The sequence below is a fragment of the Pseudomonas sp. B21-051 genome, assembly GCF_024748795.1.
GTDB lineage: Bacteria > Pseudomonadota > Gammaproteobacteria > Pseudomonadales > Pseudomonadaceae > Aquipseudomonas > Aquipseudomonas putida_A.
Genome location: NZ_CP087166.1, coordinates 2,226,257 through 2,243,771 on the forward strand (window position 1 = coordinate 2,226,257; position 17,515 = coordinate 2,243,771).

13 protein-coding genes are annotated in these 17,515 nt (G+C 61.5%); 3 read left to right on the forward strand and 10 right to left on the reverse strand.

Going from position 1 to position 17,515, the window contains the following annotated elements:
- Positions 1-133 precede the first annotated feature (133 nt).
- A complete protein-coding gene (locus LOY52_RS09970; protein WP_258679310.1) occupies positions 134-1,216 on the forward strand; it encodes a DUF1615 domain-containing protein in 1,083 nt (360 codons plus the stop codon).
- A 115-nt stretch (positions 1,217-1,331) separates the two neighbouring features.
- Here the strand turns inward: LOY52_RS09970 and LOY52_RS09975 are convergent, their stop codons facing one another.
- The 8 genes from LOY52_RS09975 to LOY52_RS10010 form a co-directional block, all read right to left on the reverse strand.
- Positions 1,332-2,966, reverse strand: a complete 1,635-nt coding sequence (locus LOY52_RS09975; RefSeq protein ID WP_258679313.1) for an ABC transporter ATP-binding protein — start codon at positions 2,964-2,966, stop codon at positions 1,332-1,334.
- A 14-nt stretch (positions 2,967-2,980) separates the two neighbouring features.
- The gene (locus LOY52_RS09980) at positions 2,981-4,003 is read right to left on the reverse strand and encodes an ABC transporter permease (protein WP_258679314.1); all 1,023 of its coding nucleotides are present in this window, start codon (positions 4,001-4,003) and stop codon (positions 2,981-2,983) included.
- Entirely contained in the window at positions 4,003-5,067 is a 1,065-nt protein-coding gene (locus LOY52_RS09985; RefSeq protein WP_258679315.1) for a microcin C ABC transporter permease YejB, read from the reverse strand. Before LOY52_RS09985 ends, LOY52_RS09980 begins: the two co-directional genes overlap by 1 nt.
- 1 nt (position 5,068) lies before the next feature.
- On the reverse strand, positions 5,069-6,934 hold the full coding sequence (locus LOY52_RS09990) for an extracellular solute-binding protein (protein ID WP_408980427.1): 1,866 nt from the start codon (positions 6,932-6,934) through the stop codon (positions 5,069-5,071).
- Positions 6,935-7,133: 199 nt separating this feature from the next.
- Complete coding sequence (locus LOY52_RS09995; protein ID WP_258679316.1) at positions 7,134-9,848, reverse strand: TonB-dependent receptor; 2,715 nt, start codon at positions 9,846-9,848, stop codon at positions 7,134-7,136.
- Between the two features lie 206 nt (positions 9,849-10,054).
- Positions 10,055-10,456, reverse strand: coding sequence for a biopolymer transporter ExbD (locus tag LOY52_RS10000; RefSeq protein WP_003223575.1), 402 nt, complete (start codon positions 10,454-10,456; stop codon positions 10,055-10,057).
- A complete protein-coding gene (locus LOY52_RS10005) occupies positions 10,456-11,163 on the reverse strand; it encodes a MotA/TolQ/ExbB proton channel family protein (RefSeq protein WP_258679317.1) in 708 nt (235 codons plus the stop codon). The genes LOY52_RS10000 and LOY52_RS10005 overlap by 1 nt, the downstream gene beginning before the upstream one ends.
- A 51-nt stretch (positions 11,164-11,214) precedes the next feature.
- Entirely contained in the window at positions 11,215-12,039 is an 825-nt protein-coding gene (locus LOY52_RS10010; protein WP_258679318.1) for an energy transducer TonB, read from the reverse strand.
- Between the two features lie 1,161 nt (positions 12,040-13,200).
- On the opposite strand from LOY52_RS10010, the gene LOY52_RS10015 reads away from it, so the two are divergent.
- Positions 13,201-13,824: a glutathione S-transferase N-terminal domain-containing protein gene (locus LOY52_RS10015; RefSeq protein ID WP_258679319.1), complete on the forward strand. Its 624-nt coding sequence runs from the start codon at positions 13,201-13,203 to the stop codon at positions 13,822-13,824.
- A gap of 106 nt (positions 13,825-13,930) precedes the next feature.
- Here LOY52_RS10015 and LOY52_RS10020 read toward each other — a convergent pair whose 3' ends face one another.
- Positions 13,931-14,371, reverse strand: a complete 441-nt coding sequence (locus LOY52_RS10020) for a CBS domain-containing protein (protein ID WP_007966640.1) — start codon at positions 14,369-14,371, stop codon at positions 13,931-13,933.
- Between the two features lie 329 nt (positions 14,372-14,700).
- On the opposite strand from LOY52_RS10020, the gene LOY52_RS10025 reads away from it, so the two are divergent.
- Positions 14,701-17,061 carry a DNA polymerase II gene (locus LOY52_RS10025; RefSeq protein ID WP_258679321.1) on the forward strand — a complete coding sequence of 787 codons (2,361 nt, stop codon included), beginning with the start codon at positions 14,701-14,703 and terminating at the stop codon, positions 17,059-17,061.
- Here LOY52_RS10025 and LOY52_RS10030 read toward each other — a convergent pair.
- Positions 17,026-17,496 carry a DUF1810 domain-containing protein gene (locus LOY52_RS10030; RefSeq protein WP_258679322.1) on the reverse strand — a complete coding sequence of 157 codons (471 nt, stop codon included), beginning with the start codon at positions 17,494-17,496 and terminating at the stop codon, positions 17,026-17,028. The genes LOY52_RS10025 and LOY52_RS10030 overlap by 36 nt on opposite strands.
- Positions 17,497-17,515: the final 19 nt, after the last annotated feature.

The window sequence follows — 17,515 nt, forward strand, 5'->3', positions numbered from 1 at the left end:
GCTGCGATCTTTTGACTTGGTTTTTAAAAGACAAGATCAAAAGATCGTCCGATCGCGGCCCGAGCCTGCGGCAGCTCCTACAGGGATTGTGTATGGTGGTTCTGGCTTATTGAATCGGACTGGATGAAGCAACATGCGATTACTTGTTACCCTCGCCGCGCTGCTGGTGCTCACCGGTTGCGCCGGCCAGCGCAGCCAGGAGCCAGCGCCGCGTGCGCCGGCCGAAGTGAAGGCCGAAATCGTGCGGCTGATGCCGGCGAAAGTGCCCGACCGCCAGGGTTGGGCCACCGACATCTACGCAGCATTTGCCGCGCAGAACATCAGCCCGACCACGCAGAATCTGTGTTCGGTGCTGGCCGTGGCCGAGCAGGAATCGACCTTCCAGGCCGACCCCACGGTGCCGGGCCTGGGCAAGATCGCCCGCGACGAAATCGACCGTCGTGCCGCCAAAGTGCATATACCCGGTCTGTTGGTCAGCGCCGCGCTGCAAGTGCGCTCCACCAACGGCAAGACCTACAGCGAACGCTTGAACGCGGCACGCAGTGAAAAAGAACTCAGCGCCATTTTCGATGACTTCATCGGCAGAGTGCCGATGGGCCGCACCTTGTTCGGCGGCTTCAACCCGGTGCACACCGGCGGGCCGATGCAGGTCAGCATCGAATTCGCCGAGCAGCACGCCAAGGATTATCCATACCCGGTAGACGGCACGATCCGCCACGAAGTGTTCACCCGTCGTGGCGGCATGTACTTCGGCATCGCGCATTTACTTGGCTACCCGGTGAGTTACCGCGAGCCGCTGTACCGCTTCGCCGACTTCAATGCCGGTTGGTACGCCAGCCGCAATGCCGCGTTCCAGAACGCCGTCAGCCGAGCTTCGGGCATCCCGCTGGCGCTGGATGGCGACTTGATCCGCTACGACTCGATCATGCCCGGCACGACCGAACTGGCGGTGCGCACCCTCGGCAAGTCGCTGGGCATGCGCAACCCGACCATTCGCGATCAACTGGAGAAGGGCAAGACCCTGGAATTCGAAGAAACCAAACTCTACCAGCGCGTGTTCGAACTCGCCGAGCAGGCCGAAGGCAAGGCCTTGCCACGTGCGGTGTTGCCGGGGATCGTTTTGCAGAGCCCGAAAATCACCCGCAAGCTGACCACGGCGTGGTTCGCCAAACGCGTGGATGAGCGCTACAAACGCTGCATGGCCAAGGGCGGGTGAGCCGCCGTTACAGCACTTTGACTGCGCGGCCAATCGCCTGCATCGGCCCGGTCGGCTTGCCCCAATCATCCTGTGGGAGCGAGCTTGCTCGCGAAGGCGTCGTGTCAGTCGATATTCATGTCACAGGGATATCGCATTCGCGAGCAAGCTCGCTCCCACAGGGATTTGTGTCGAGCGTGAGGCCGGAGGCTTTCAGCAGTTCCTGAGTGTAGGGATGTTGCGGTGCAGCAAAAATCTCCCGCGACGAACCCTGTTCCACCACCTTGCCATCCTTGATCACCATCAGGTCGTGGGCCAGCGCATGCACCACCGCCAGGTCATGGCTGATAAACAAATACGTCAGCCCATGCTTGATCTGCAGTTGCCGCAACAGATCCACCACTTGTTTCTGCACCGTGCGATCCAGCGCCGAGGTCGGTTCGTCGAGCAGGATCAGCGCCGGCTCCAGCACCAGTGCGCGGGCGATGGAGATGCGCTGGCGCTGGCCGCCGGAGAATTCGTGGGGGTAGCGATGACGGCTCTTGGGGTCGAGGCCGACTTCTTCAAGTACGCGAATCACTGCTGCTTCGCGCTCGGCCTCGGTGCCGATGCCATGGGTCAGCAACCCTTCGGCAATGATCTGCTGCACCGACATGCGCGGGCTCAGGCTGCCGAACGGGTCCTGGAACACCACCTGAATCTGCCGCCGCAAGGGGCGCATCAAACGCTGATTGAGCAGGCTCAACTGCTTGTTGCCGAAGCGAATATCGCCCTCGGATTCCACCAGCCGCAGGATCGCCTGGCCCAGCGTCGATTTGCCCGAACCGGACTCGCCGACAATTCCCAACGTTTTGCCGCGTTGCAGGCGGAAACTGACCCCGTCCACGGCTTTGATGTACGCCTGCGAACGACTGAACAAGCCCTTGGGCAGGGGAAACCAGACTTTCAGATCATCGACTTCCAGCAGGTTGTGCTGGTACGGACTTGGCACCGGCGCACCGCTCGGTTCAGCTTCGATCAGCAAGCGGCTGTAAGGATGCTGCGGCGCGCGAAACAGGGTCTCGCAGTCAGCCTGTTCGACGATTTCGCCGTGGCGCATCACGCACACCCGCTGCGCGATGCGCCGCACCAGATTCAGATCGTGACTGATCAGCAGCATCGACATGCCGAGCCGCTGTTGCAGCTCGAGCAGCAACTCGAGAATTTTCTGCTGCACGGTCACGTCCAGCGCCGTGGTCGGCTCATCGGCGATCAGCAGTTCCGGTTCGTTGGCCAGTGCCATCGCAATCATCACCCGTTGCCGTTGACCGCCGGAGAGCTGATGCGGATAGGCTTTCAAGCGCTGCAGCGGTTGGCGAATACCCACCAGTTCCAGCAGCTCCAACGTGCGCTCACGGGCGGCGCGGCCCTTGAGGCCCTTGTGAATCTCCAGCACTTCGCTGACCTGTCGCTCCACGCTGTGCAGGGGATTGAGCGAGGTCATCGGCTCCTGGAAAATCATCGCGATCCGGTTGCCGCGCAAACCACGCATCTGCTGCTCGCTGGCCTGCAGCAAGTTCACCCCGTTATAAGCAATCGAACCGCTGCTGCTGACGGTTTTACCCGGCAACAGGCGCAAAATCGAATGCGCCGTGACCGACTTGCCCGAGCCGGACTCACCGACCAGCGCCAGGCATTCGCCTCGGCGGATATCGAGGTGCAAACCGTGCACCACTTCCTGCCCGGCGAAGGCGACACGCAGGTCGCGGATTTCCATCAGGTTGTCGCTCATCTCAGTTCCTCGGATCAAGATCGTGGGTCAAACGCATCACGGCAAGCCTCGCCGATGAACACCAACAACGACAGAATCAGCGCCAAGGCAAAAAACGCTGTCAGCCCCAGCCACGGCGCTTGCAGATTGCGCTTGGCCTGGCCGATCAGTTCACCCAGCGAGGCGGTCCCGGCGGGCATGCCGAAACCGAGGAAATCCAGCGCGGTGAGGGTGGCGATGGCGCCGGTCAGAATGAACGGCAGGTAGGTCAGGGTGGAGGTCATCGCGTTGGGCAGGATGTGCCGCAACATCAGTTCGCTGTCGGTCAGCCCCAGCGCCCGCGCAGCTTTGACGTATTCCAGATTGCGCCCACGCAGAAACTCGGCGCGCACCACATCCACCAATGCCAGCCAGGAAAACAGCGCCATGATTCCCAGCAACCACCAGAAACTCGGGGAGACAAAACCGGACAGAATGATCAGCAGATACAGCACCGGCAGCCCCGACCAGATCTCCAGCACCCGTTGCCCAAGCAAATCGACCCAACCGCCGTAATAACCCTGCAAGGCCCCGGCAACGATGCCGACCAGCGCACTGATGCCGGTGAGGATCAGCGCAAACAGAATTGAAATCCGCGTGCCGAAAATCACCCGTGCCAACACGTCCCGGGCCTGATCGTCGGTGCCCAGCCAATTGCTGGAAGAGGGTGGGCTGGGTGCCGGTTCAGTCAGGTCGTAATTGACCGTGTCGTAGCTGAACGGGATCGGCGGAAACAGCATCCAGCCGCCCTGATCCTCGATCAGCCTGTGCACGTAAGCGCTGGCGTAATCCGGCTGGAACGGCAGCTCGCCACCGAAATCGGTTTCCAGGTATTCGCTGAGGATCGGGAAGTACAAGGCGCCGTGGTAGCGGATCACCAACGGTTTGTCGTTGGCGATCAGTTCGCCACCGAGGCAGATCAGGCACAGCCCGAGGAACAGCCACAACGACCAGCGCCCACGGCGATTGGCCTTGAACTGCGCGACCCGGCGCTGACCCAGAGGAGAAAGTGTGAACATCAGGCAGTCCTCGCCGAGAAGTCGATGCGCGGGTCGAGCAGGGTGTAGCAGAGGTCGCCGATCAGCTTGATCAACAGGCCGAACAGGGTAAACAGGAACAGCGCGCCGAACACCACCGGGTAGTCACGCGACACCGCCGCCTCGTAACTCATGCGGCCGAGGCCGTCGAGGTTGAAGATGGTTTCGATCAGCAAGGAACCGGCGAAGAACACCTCGATCAGCGCCGAGGGCACCCCGGCCACCACCAGCAGCATCGCATTGCGAAACACGTGGCCGTAAAGCACGCGGCGCTCGGTCAAACCCTTGGCCCGCGCGGTGATCACGTACTGGCGGCTGATCTCGTTGAGGAAGCTGTTTTTGGTGAGGATGGTCAGGGTGGCGAACCCGCCGATCACCAGCGCGGTCACCGGCAACACCAGGTGCCAGAGATAGTCGCCGACCTTGCCCAAGGTGCTGAGGCTGTCGAAGTTATCCGACACCAGCCCCTGCACCGGAAACCAGTTGACGTAGCTGCCGCCGGCGAACACCACGATCAGCAGCATCGCAAACAGAAACGCTGGCATCGCATAGCCGATGATGATCGCCGTGCTGCTCCAGACATCGAACGCGCTGCCGTTGCTGATCGCCTTGCGGATGCCCAGCGGGATCGAAATCAGGTAGGTGATCAGCGTCGCCCACAAGCCGAGTGACAACGACACCGGCAGTTTCTGCACGATCAGATCGGTGACCTTGGCGCCGCGAAAGAAACTGCTGCCCAGATCCAGCTGTGCGTAGTTTTTCAGCATCAGCCACAGGCGTTCGTGCATCGGTTTGTCGAAACCGTAGTGATGCTTGATTTCCTCGATCAGCGCCGGGTCCAGCCCGCGACTGCTGCGCCCGGCACCCCCCGTCGCGGCGACTTCGCCACCACCGCCCATGTTGTGCCCGCCAAAACCTTGCAGACGGGCGATGGCTTGTTCGACCGGGCCACCCGGCGCGGCCTGCACGATGAGGAAATTGACCACCAGAATGCACAGCAGCGTGGGGATGATCAGCAGCAAACGTCGACTCAGATAACGCAGCATGTCACTGACCCCCCGCGAACTGGGCGTGCATCTGCTGCGTGGTCAACGGCTTGGCCGAGACCTCCCACCAGGTGTTGAGGCCTTCGTCGTACGCCGGTTGCACCGGCGGCATGCCGAAGCGGTTCTGATACACCGTCGGCGTGCCTTTGGAGTAGTAGTTGGGAATCATGTAGTAACCCCATTGCAGCACCCGGTCGAGGGCGCGGGCGTAATGCACCATGGCGTCGCGGCTGTTGGCCTTGACCAGCCCGTCGATCAGTTGATCGACCGCCGGGTTGGCCAGCACCATCGAGTTCGAACTGCCGACCTGCGTGGCACTTTGCGAGGCATACAGGCTGTACAGCTCGCGGCCGGGGGAGACGATCGGATCGCCGCTGCGCGGGAAACTGGTGACGATCATGTCGTAGTCGCGGGCGTTGAGCCGATTGACGTATTGCGCCGAATCAATCCGGCGCAAATTCAGGGTGATGCCGATCTGCGCGAGGGTGCGTTTGAACGGCAGCAGCATGCGATCAAAACCGCCCTGACCGTCGAGGAAGGTGAACTCCAGAGGCTCGCCGGCGGCGTTGACCAGTCGGCTGTGTTGCGGCGTCCAGCCGGCCTCGGCGAGTAGCTTGAGGGCTTGCAGCTGCTTGTCGCGGATGTAGCCGCTGCCGTCGGTTTTCGGCGCCTGATACACCGTGGTGAACACCTCGTCGGGAATCTGTCCGCGCAACGGTTCGAGGATCTTCAATTCCTTGGCGTCGGGCAGGGCGGTCGCGGCCATTTCACTCTTCGGCCAGAAGCTGTTCTGGCGCACGTAGAAGCCGCGCATCATCTGCTTGTTGGTCCATTCGAAATCCCACAGCAGGCTGATCGCCTGACGCACGCGGCGATCCTGAAAGATCGGGTTTTGTAGGTTGAACACGAAGCCTTGGGCCGCCGTCGGTTTTTCCGGAGCGAGGATCGCCTGTTGCAAGCGACCGTCACGCAGCGCCGGGCTGTCGTAACCCACCACATAACCGGACGAGGAAAACTCGCGGTTGTAGTCGAACGCCCCGGCCTGCAACAGTTGCCGCGCGACGTCGGTGTCGCCGTAGAAATTCACCGTGAGCGTGTCGAAGTTGTACATCCCGCGACTGACCGGCAGGTCCTTGCCCCACCAGTCCGGGTCGCGCTGGAAACTGATGCTGCGCCCGGCATCGACTTTGCTCACGCGGTACGGGCCGCTGCCCAGGGGGGGCTCGAAGCCGCCGCCGTTGGCGAAGTCGCGAGTCTTCCACCAGTGTTCGGGAACCACGCGCAGTGTCGCCAGATCCAGCGCCAGGGTGCGGTTGAGGTTGTTCTTGAAGGTGAAGCGCACCTGCCGTGGGCCTTCGATCAGCACGTCCTGCACGTCGGCGTACTGCTGGCGATAGCTGAGGCTGCCCTTGGTCATCAGCAGGTTGAAGGTGTAGTGCACGTCCTCGGCGGTGATCGGCGTGCCGTCGGCGAAGCGGGCCTTGGGGTTCAGGGTGAAGCGCACCCAGAGGCCTTCGGCATCGCGCTCCATCTGTTGCGCGACCAGTCCGTAGACGGTGTAGGGCTCGTCGAGCGAACGGAACGCCAGCGGCGCATACACCCAGTCGTTGACCTGCACCACGGAAATGCCTTGATCGGCATACGGGGTGATGTAGTTGTACTGGCCGATTTCCATCGACGCGCGACTGAGCGAACCGCCCTTGGGCGCCTTGGGGTCGACGAAATCAAAGTGCTGAAAGTTCGCCGGATACTTCGGCGCCTCGCCGTACACCGTCAGTGCGTAGCTGGCGGCGGCCATTGCCGGCACGGCGGCGCAGAGCAAAACGCCGCCGAGCAGTAGGCCTGCCATGTTGCGCATGAATCTCATGAAGTTTTTCCTCTAAGACCGAAAACTCACTGACAACGCTGAAAACTGTGGCGAGGGAGCTTGCTCCCGCTGGGCTGCGAAGCAGCCCCAAAAAATCGGATTAACCCTGCAGATTTTTGTGAGTGCTGCGCACTCAAGCGGGAGCAAGCTCCCTCGCCACAAAGGTTTGCATTCACCCGGTGTCGCGGTGTTTTGTGCCTTAGAAGTGATACGTCATGCGCGCAAACAGCGTGCGGCCCAGCGGGTCGGTGTAGCGCGGGTCATAGCCGCTCTGGAAGTTGTAGGCCTGGTTGGAGAACGGCGGGTTGCGGTCGAACATGTTCTTCATCCCCGCATCCACGTCCAGCACCTTGTTGAAGGTGTAGCCGGCCGACAGGTCCCACACCGAATACGACGCCACGCGCGCGTGGGTATCGCGGTCGTAGTCGTTGTAACCGGTGGTGAAGCGGTTGGTCAGCGACGCGCGAGCCGCGCCGAAGGTCCAGCTGCCGGTGAGGTTGTGCTTCCAGCGCGCGATCACGCCGTCCCCTTCGAAGTCGCCGACCTTGTCGGTGAACGGGCCTTTGATGGTGCTCTGGAAGTCGTACTCGTCCACGTAGGTGCCTTGCAGCCCCAGACCGAACTGGCCGTAAGGGGTGTTCGGGAAGCGGTAATCCAGCGACACATCGACACCGTTGGTCTCGACGATGCCGAGGTTGGCGTTGCCGGTGACGATGTAGTTGAGCGTGCCGTCGGCGTTGCGCACGAAGCGATCCGGGTAGCTGCCGGCCTGATCGAACACGGTGGATTCGGGGAACGGCTGGATCTGGTTGGAAATGTGAATCCACCAGAAATCCAGACCCACCGACAGGTTGCTGACCGGCTGATAGACGAAGCCCAGGGTCACGTTGCGCGCCTTTTCCGGGGCCAGATCTTCGTTGCCGCCGATCTGATTGAGGAACTGCTGGCCGCAATCGCGCCCGCCGTTGCCACCCGGTTGTACCACGCCACCGGTACACAGCACCGGGTCGTTGTAGTAGCCCTGCGTGTAGGTGATGCTGCGCGGCGAATACAGCTCGTAAAGTGACGGCGCACGGAAGCCTTCACTGTAGGCGCCGCGCACCACCAGCTCCTTGAGCGGCTGATAACGGAACGAGTATTTCGGGTTGGTGGTGCTGCCGAAGTCGCTGTATTTATCGTGACGCACGGCGGCGGACAGTTCGAGGCTGTCGAGCACCGGCACGTTGATTTCGGCGTACGCGGCTTTCACGCTGCGGTCGCCCTCGACGCTGCCGGCCGGGTCGATACCGAGGCTCTGGATGTCACCGGCGAACTGCTCGAAATCCTGATGGAATTTCTCTTTGCGGTACTCGCCGCCCAATGCCAGACCCGACGGTCCCGCACCGAACCAGTCACCGATCTCACGGCTGATCCGCCCGTCGAAACCGGCGACGCGGCCGACAGCGGTGGAGTACGCGCCGTGGTACATGGCCTGGTCGATGTACTGCTGACCGGCGGCCGATTGCGGGCCGAACGGGTTGAGCAGACCACTGGCCAGACCGTTGATCATCGCCTGATCGCTGACATATCCGCTGGTGACGCTGGAGACGATTTTGTTCTGGTTGTACGAGGCGCCGACGTTGTAATCCCAGCCGCCGACCAGACCGTCGAAGCTCAGGAGAAAGCGCTGGCTGGTGTTCTGGTCTTTCGATTCGCGCGGGCCGGCAGCGGTCTCGCGCCAGTTGACGTCGACCGGTTGCGTCGGGTCGAGGGCGAAACCGGTCGGGCCGGGGGTGATGCCGTTGCCGGGGTAGTAGGGCGATGACGAATCCAGGCTCAAACCGGTAAGCGGAGCCGGGCCGACAGCGGTGGCGTTGTTGTTGCGCGACCAGAAGTATTCGAGGTTGACGTTGTGGTCATCCGCCAGCTTGCCGGTGGTCTTGCCGAAGAACGACGTCTTTTCGGTTTGCGGAATCAGGTCGATGTATTCGCGGGTGCTGAAGCGGCACAAGCCATCACGCGCCACCAGGTTCGGCCCGTTGCAATTGCTGTTGGCCAACGGGTTGGTGGCGTTGCCGTTCTGGCTGTAGTTGCCGGGGAACGCGGTGCCGGAGGTCTGATCCAGACCACGGCCGGGCACATAGTCGCGGGCGAAGGAGCGGTCGTTGGCGTCGAGGTTCTGCTGCTTGTTGTAGTTGAACACGCCGAGCACGTTGAAGCGGTCTTGCTCCAGATCGCCGTAGCCCCAACTGGCGCTCATGTCTTTGGTGGCACCGCCGCCGCTATGGGTCGGGGTTTCGCCACCGAGGGTGAGCTGGCCGTCGGTCAGGGATTTTTTGGTGATGAAGTTGATCACGCCGCCGATGGCGTCGGTGCCATACAGGGCTGATGCGCCGTCGCGCAGCACTTCCACGCGTTCGATGGCGGCAAACGGGATCATGTTCAGATCCACCGCGCCGCCGGCCGAGTTGGTGCCCGACAAGGCGTTGTTCGCCAGGCGTCGACCGTTGAGCAGCACCAAGGTCTTGTTCGCGCCGATGCCGCGCATGTCGGCAAACGAAGCGCCGCCAGTAGCCGCGCCGACCGAGCCGGCGCTGTTGTTGATCGACTGGCTGCCGGTGATCCGCTGTACCAGTTCGGCGGTGGTGGTCACGCCCTGTTTGCGCAGCTCATCGGCCTTGAGAATGGTGATCGGCACCGCCGTTTCCGCGTCGACCCGGCGAATCGCCGAACCGGTCACTTCCACCCGTTGCAATTGCGTGGTCGGCGCTACCACCGCCGCCGCCGCTGCCGGCACGGCCGCGTTGTCATCCTCGGCAGCTTGCACAGTCCCGGCGCCCATGCCCATGGCCACCAGATACAACGGGACAAAACGGTGGCGAGAGATCGTGGCCACCAAAGGTTTGAGCGTGAAGCGTGGAGTGTTCATCAGCATGGTTGTTTCCGACTTGTCAGACGTTATCGAATTGGCCTTGTGAGCCCCTCATTGCTCCGCTTTCGGTGATACCGCGTGCGGAAAACCACTTTCTTCAAGCAAGCCGATCCCCTCCGAAGACGCGTGGCGTTTTTTCGGTCGGCTGATTGCGACGGGATGCTTCAGCGGTGCCGGGCGCGCCTCTCAACGCGCGCCCGGCACCGCACTCAGTGGGTGGTCATCACCGAAATCTTGCTGATGCCCGAACGTTCGATGGACGCCATGGCCTTTGCCACCTGGCCATAATTGACGTTGGCGTCGGCCTGCAACTGCACGCGTACTTCGGCGTCCTTGGCCTTGACCTCCTTGAGGCTGGCTTCCAGCGATTCCGGCGCCAGTTCGGTTTTCGCCAGGTAGAACTTGCCGTCCTGATCGACGCTGACCACCACCGGGTCTTTCTTTTCGGCGGGAGCGACGGCGTCGGTTTTCGGCAGATTGACCTTGATCGCATTGGTCATCAGCGGCGCGGTGACGATGAACACCACCAGCAGCACGAGCATCACATCCACCAGCGGCGTGACGTTCATTTCGCTGAGCACTTCATCGCTGTCTTGGGTGGAAAAGGACATCAGCTGGCCTCCCGCACGGCGGCTGTGGTTTTGCTGGCGATGGCCTGGCGGCTGATGGAGAACGCGCTGCGTGAAGCAAGGGCGTCGAAGTCGTGGGCGAAGTCGTCCATGTCTGCCGAGGCGAGTTTCAGGCGGCGCAGGAAGAAGTTGTAAATCAGCACCGCCGGGACCGCGACGGCGATCCCCACACCGGTGGCGATCAACGCGTGACCGATGGGGCCGGCGACCGCTTCAAGGCTGGCCGAACCGGTTTCGCCGATGCTTTGCAGGGCTTCCATGATTCCCCACACGGTGCCGAACAGACCAATGAACGGCGCGGTGCTGCCGATACTGGCGAGGATCGCCTGACCGGTTTCCAGCGAGCGGCGTTCCTTCTGAATCTGCTGGCGCAGGTTGCGCTCCAGGCGATCGGAACGGTTGATGGTGTGCGCCAGTTGTTGCGTGGTGCGCGGCGATTCTTCCACCAGCAAGGCTTCGAAACCGCTGCTGGCGATGCGCGCCAGCGAGCCTGGATACTGGCTGGCGTGTTCGGCCGCAGTGAGCAGATCCGGCGCGCCCCAGAAGGCTTTGCTGAACTGTTTGTTCTGGGCTTTCTGGCGCAGGTATTGCGCCGACTTGACCAGCATGATCGCCCAGCTGACCACGGAAAACAGCACCAGGCCCCAGAGCACACCGGGGACAATCATCGAAGACAGTGAATTGTTCATCGCTACACCTCGCTTGCATTAAGTCGGTTGTGAGTTCGTCGGGTTGTGCCGTTATTGCGGCAATTTGAAATCGATGGTCTGGGTGGCGAAGCCGTCAATCGGCGTGTCACCGCGTTTGGCCGGAATGAACTTCCAGTTCTTTACCGCCGCGACGGCGGCGTCATCCAGTTGCGGCTTGCCGCTGGACTTGGTCACTGTCACCGAGCCGGCGCGACCGTTGGCCAAGACCTGAATACGCAGCACCACGCTGCCTTCCCAATTGCGCCGCAGCGCCAGCGACGGGTATTCCGGCGGCGGGTTGCCAAGGCTGGCGAGACCGGAAATCGCTGCCGATTCCTTGACCGGGCCAGGCGCGGCGGCCGGGGCTGGTGGCGCGCTCGGTGTCGCCGGCGCAGCGGGAGCGGCCGGTTGTGCCGGGGCGGGCGGAGCTTTCGGCGGCTCGACTTTCTTCACCGGTTTGGGCTTCTCGACCGGTTTCGGTTTTTCGATCGGCTTGGGTTTTTCCACCGGTTTTGGCGGTGGCTTGACCGCGTCTTCGTCTTCCACCGGTTGTTCAGGTTCCGGAGGTGGAGGGGGCGGTGGTGGCGGTGGCGGTTCCGGTGTGGGCGGTGCCGGCGGCGTCGGGCTGCTCAGCTCGACGGTCATTTCCGGAATCTGTGGCGGAGTCGGCAGTGGCTCGGGCCGGGTCTGCTGGAAAAACCACCAGGCGCCGCCGTGGATCAGCGCCGATACCGCCACCAGCAACAGCATCTGCTGTTTGTTCAACCCGCCAGGCTGCGAAGTGTTGGCCGTGAAGGCCGGCCTGTCCGGTGGCGGCGGGATTGGCGCTTCCCGTAACGGCCCCGGCAGGGCTCTGTGCTTTACCGCATCGTTCATTAAAGCTCCCTCGGGTTGATGAAGGGCAATAAGGTGCCGTCCGAACATTGGGGTGATGTTCGAGTGGGTGGGTGTAACTTTCTTCAAGGTGTACGCAGGCCGATAGTTGAACTATCTATAGAACAGGGCTTGCTTACAGTTACTGGCTTAGAGCCATCGACTTCGAATATTCATTAGCCATTCCCTGGTGTTGTTCTATGTAGGAGCTGCCGCAGGCTCGGGCCGCGATCGGACGATCTTTTGACCTTTGTCCTTATAGGCAACATCAAAAGATCGCAGCCTGCGGCAGCTCCTACAGATCTTGTGTTCGAATTTTGTTTTGCAACCGCTGTGCCAAATGTTGCCGAAATGTAGAGCGGTTATTTCACGGCTGTTACCCATGTCGCATTTATATAAGTTTTATTGGCGCGCCGAGTTTTCTTTAGTGCGTGACTGTCCACGGCCCCGTTCTTCGGGGCTTTTTTACGGGCGAGTCAGGCCTGGCGCTGTATCAGGCGGATTCGCCAGATAGAGCCGCTGAGCTCGGGTCTGCCGGGGCACTTGCTGGTGCGCGGCGGACTGAATTGGTGCGGGTCAATGGATTAGCGGGTCACAGGCTGTATTCCTTGTTTTTGTTCAATTGAAATCAATGTCTGGATATTGGTTAGTTGTGATCGGTGGAGCGCTTTTGGTGCAATAAAGAAAAACCTGAAGTTATTGTTCGACAATCCTGCTGTTGGTCTTCGAACTGTTGTTGGCGCAATAACTTGATGGGTTGTATTTAAAAAATAAATAGTGTGCTGCCGCTGGCGCAATCAATGGCGCCAAACGCAGGGCATGAGTGTCGGGCTCAGGTAATAAGGTAAGGGTATTGATTGCCGGGACTGTTACGGCGAACTCGGTTTTGCACCGATGGATACCAACAGGCTTTGCAGAACGATTGAAGATTCACGCGGTGAACTCCTTGTTGCCAGCTCGGATACGCGAACTTTTGGTTCGGTATCGCACCTTACAAGAACGCGGATAGCGTTCGATGATTGCTCTTGGTGCGGGATGGGCACCGCCAGCGCTGTTTTGCGAGGTTTGAATTCGCAGGTCGCGATTGCATGGGAAAAACGTGCCAAAGCGGATACACCCGCTATAAATAGTGCTACACAGATCTGTCGAGATCGAGGAGGGGGCATGTATCAACTGTACGGACATCGCAATTCAGGTGCCGCAGCCATCGAGGCGGCGCTGGAGTTATGCCAGATCGCCTATCGCTTTATCGATATCGAAGCCTCAAGCGAAGCCGCCGAGGCACTGGCGCGCCTCAATCCACTGAAGCAGGTGCCGACCCTGCAATTGCCCGATGGCAGTGCGATCACCGAGAGTGTGGCGATTCTGATTCATCTGGGCCTGAGTTTTCCCGAGTCCGGTCTGTTGTCGGCCAAGGCTGCCGATCGCGATCAGGCGATTCGCGGCATGGTCTATATCGCCAGCAATTGCTATGCGGCCATCGGCGTCATCGATTACCCCGAGCGCTGGCTGGTGATGCCGGACGAAGCCTCACGGCAGAACCTGATGACCGGCGCACGGGAGCGCCTGCACTGGAGCTGGGAAGTGTTTGCCGATCAGTTTTCCGCCGAGTTGTACCTGGACGACGAAACGCCCGGCGCGCTGGACGTGCTGGCGGCCGTGGTGACGCGTTGGGCGGGCAGCCGCGAACACCTGCGCCAGAGCCGTCCGGGGTTCTATGCGTGGTTGCAGCGCATCGACCGGCACCCGGTACTGGCGCCTGTCTTCGCCCGGCATTGGCCGGTTTAAGAGTGTAAAGATCAAAAGATCGTCCGATCGCGGCCCGAGCCTTCGGCAGCTCCTACAGAGAACAGTGTAGGAGCTGCCGAAGGCTGCGATCTTTTGCTCTTGGGAATTATTCCCCGCGAATGTACTGTTCCAGCTGCTTGATCAGCTCCGCCTGCTCGGCAATCGCCTCTTTCACCAGGTCACCGATCGACAGCAAGCCGATCAGTTTGCCGTTCTCCACCACCGGCAAGTGGCGCAGGCGTTTGTCGGACATGATGCCAAGGCAGGTGTCGACGGTCTGGTGGGTGTCCACGGTGATCACCGGTGAAACCATGATGTCGCGCACCGGCGTGCCGACCGACGAGCGCCCGTGCAGCACCAGTTTGCGCGCGTAATCGCGTTCGCTGATGATGCCCAGCACTTCGTCGTTATCCACCACCAGCAAGGCCCCGACGTTTTTCTCGGCCATCTTCATCAGCGCTTCGAGCACCATGTGATCGGGCTTGATCTGGTGCACTTCCTGATTTTTCTGATCTTTGAGCTTGAGCAGTTGGGCGACGGTCTTCATGGCGGTTACTCAGGTGTTGTCGTTGTTCTCCAAGCATCGTAGACCCTTGCGCGCAGGGCAAGGTGGCAAAGCGGCAGATAGCACGCAAAAAACGTCATTTGCCGGTTTTTCCGGCTTTGCTCTAACCCTGTGGCGAGGAAGTTTGCTCCCGCTGGACTGCGTAGCAGGCCCAAACCCTGAGAATTCGGTTTGCCTGATGCACGGCATTGCCTGGTTTTGCGACTGCTGCGCAGCCGAGCGGGAGCAAGCTCCCTCACCACAGGGAATGGGGTTATCCCTTGAACGGCAGCGTAGAATGCCCCTCTGATTCAATTCCTGAGGTTGCAGTGGTGGATTTACAGCAGGGCTTCGTCCTGACCCGGCATTGGCGCGATACCCCGGCCGGCACCGAAGTCGAGTTCTGGCTGGCGACCGACGCCGGGCCGCGGCGTGTGCGTCTGGCACCGCAGACGTCGGTGGCGTTTATCCCCGCCGCACAACGCGAAGCGGCCGAACGCCTGCTGCACGACGAAAAGAACGTCGAACTGCGCCCATTGGCCCTGCAGGATTTCGAGCATCGCCCGGTGCTGGGCCTGTATTGCCAGCAACATGGCCAGTTGATGCGCCTGGAAACCGCGCTCAACCGCGCCGGTGTCGATGTTTATGAAGCCGATGTGCGCCCGCCGGAGCGTTACCTGATGGAGCGTTTCATTACCGCGCCGGTGCTGTTCAGCGGCACTGCCGATGCCGACGGCGTCTTGCTCAACGCCCAACTGAAACCCGACCCCAAATATCGCCCCAAACTGCGCCTGGTCTCACTGGATATCGAAACCACGGAAACCGGCGAGCTGTATTCCATCGCCCTCGAAGGCTGCGGCCAGCGTCAGGTGTACATGCTCGGTACGCCCAACGGCGACGCCAGCATCGTCGACTTCGACCTCGAATACTGCGACTCGCGCACCGTGATCCTGAAAAAGCTCAACGACTGGTTCGCCCTCCACGACCCCGACGCGATCATCGGCTGGAACGTCGTGCAGTTCGATCTGCGCATCCTTCACGAACACGCGCGACGCCTCGGTGTGCCGCTGAAAATCGGCCGTGGCGGTGAGGAGATGCAGTGGCGCGAACACGGCAGCCGCACGCACTACTTTGCCTCTGCAGCGGGGCGCTTGATCATCGACGGCATCGAATCGCTGCGTTCGGCGACCTGGAGTTTCCCCTCGTTCAGCCTGGAGAACGTCGCCCAGACCCTGCTCGGCGAGGGCAAGGCGATCGACAACCCGTACCAGCGCATGGATGAAATCAACCGCATGTTCGCCGAGGACAAACCGGCGCTGGCCAAGTACAACCTCAAGGATTGCGAGCTGGTGACGCGGATCTTCGCCAAGACCGAACTGCTGACGTTTCTCCTCGAACGCGCCAGCGTCACCGGCCTGCCGGCAGATCGCAGCGGCGGCTCGGTGGCGGCGTTCACCCATTTGTACATGCCGCTGATGCACCGTCAGGGTTTCGTTGCGCCGAACCTGGGGACCAACCCGCCACAGGCCAGCCCCGGCGGCTTCGTCATGGATTCACAGCCGGGGCTGTACGAGTCGGTGCTGGTGCTCGATTACAAGAGCCTGTACCCGTCGATCATCCGCACCTTTCTGATCGACCCGGTGGGGCTGATCGAAGGCCTGCAACACCCGGACGATGCCGACTCGGTGCCGGGTTTTCGCGGCGCACGTTTCTCGCGCACCCGGCATTGCCTGCCGTCGATTGTCGCGCGGGTCGCCGAGGGCCGCGAGACCGCCAAGCGCGAGCACAACGCACCGTTGTCGCAAGCGCTGAAGATCATCATGAACGCCTTCTACGGTGTGCTCGGTTCCAGCGGTTGCCGGTTTTTCGATACGCGGCTGGCATCGTCGATCACCCTGCGCGGCCACGAGATCATGTTGCGCACCCGTCAGCTGATCGAAGCGCAGGGCCACGCGGTGATCTATGGCGACACCGACTCGACCTTCGTCTGGCTGCGCCGGCCGCACGGTCAGGAGGAAGCGGCGCAGATCGGTCAGGCGCTGGTCAAGCACGTCAACGACTGGTGGCGCGAGCACGTGCGTGAGGAGTTCGGCCTGCAAAGCGCCCTCGAATTGCAGTACGAAACCCACTACAAACGCTTTCTGATGCCGACCATTCGCGGTGCCGAGGAGGGCAGCAAAAAGCGCTACGCCGGACTGGTGAGTCGCGCCGACGGCAGTGAAGAAATGGTCTACAAGGGCCTGGAAACCGTGCGCACCGACTGGTCACTGCTGGCCCGGCAGTTCCAGCAGGAACTCTACGAGCGGATCTTCCAGCGCAAGCCGTATCAGGATTACGTGCGCGATTACGTGCGCAAGACCCTGGCCGGCGAATTCGATGAGCGACTGGTCTACCGCAAGCGTCTGCGTCGCACCCTCGACGACTACGAACGCAACGTGCCGCCGCATGTGCGTGCGGCGCGGCTGGCCGACGATTACAACGCGCAGCACGGACGCCCGCGGCAATACCAGAACGGTGGCTGGATCAGTTACGTCATCACCCTGGCCGGGCCGGAACCGCTGGAAGTGCGCCGCGCCGCGATCGACTACGACCACTACATCACCCGCCAGCTGCAGCCGGTAGCCGATGCGATTCTGCCGTTCGTCGACGATGACTTCTCAACCCTGATCGGGGGGCAACTGGGCCTGTTTTGAGTCCAGCAGTTGCAGGGTCCATTCATCGAGGATGCCGTGGAAGTAGCGCTCCAGCGCCTGAGCGAACGGGCAATCTTCGGCGCTGAACTGCGCAAACAGGGTCATCGAGGAGTGGAATTTCAGGTCATCGGGGTGGCCGAAAATCTCGGCAATCGAACGCTGGCGGATGTTCAGCACCAGTTGCGTGCAGGTGCGCAGCCGGGCGCCGAGCAGGTCGTGGGCCAGATAGGCCTGCGCCTCTTCGGCGGACTGAATGGCGAAACGCCGGGACATCTCGCTGCCACCGAGCCCGGCGAACTGCGGGAACACAAACCACATCCAGTGGCTGCGCTTGCGCCCCTCGCCGAGTTCACGCTGGACCCGTTCGAACACCGGGTCCTGCGCCTGGACGAAACGCTGCAGATTGAACGGGTCATGCTGATCAGTGCTTCTCATGACGAAGCCCTCGCCAGCG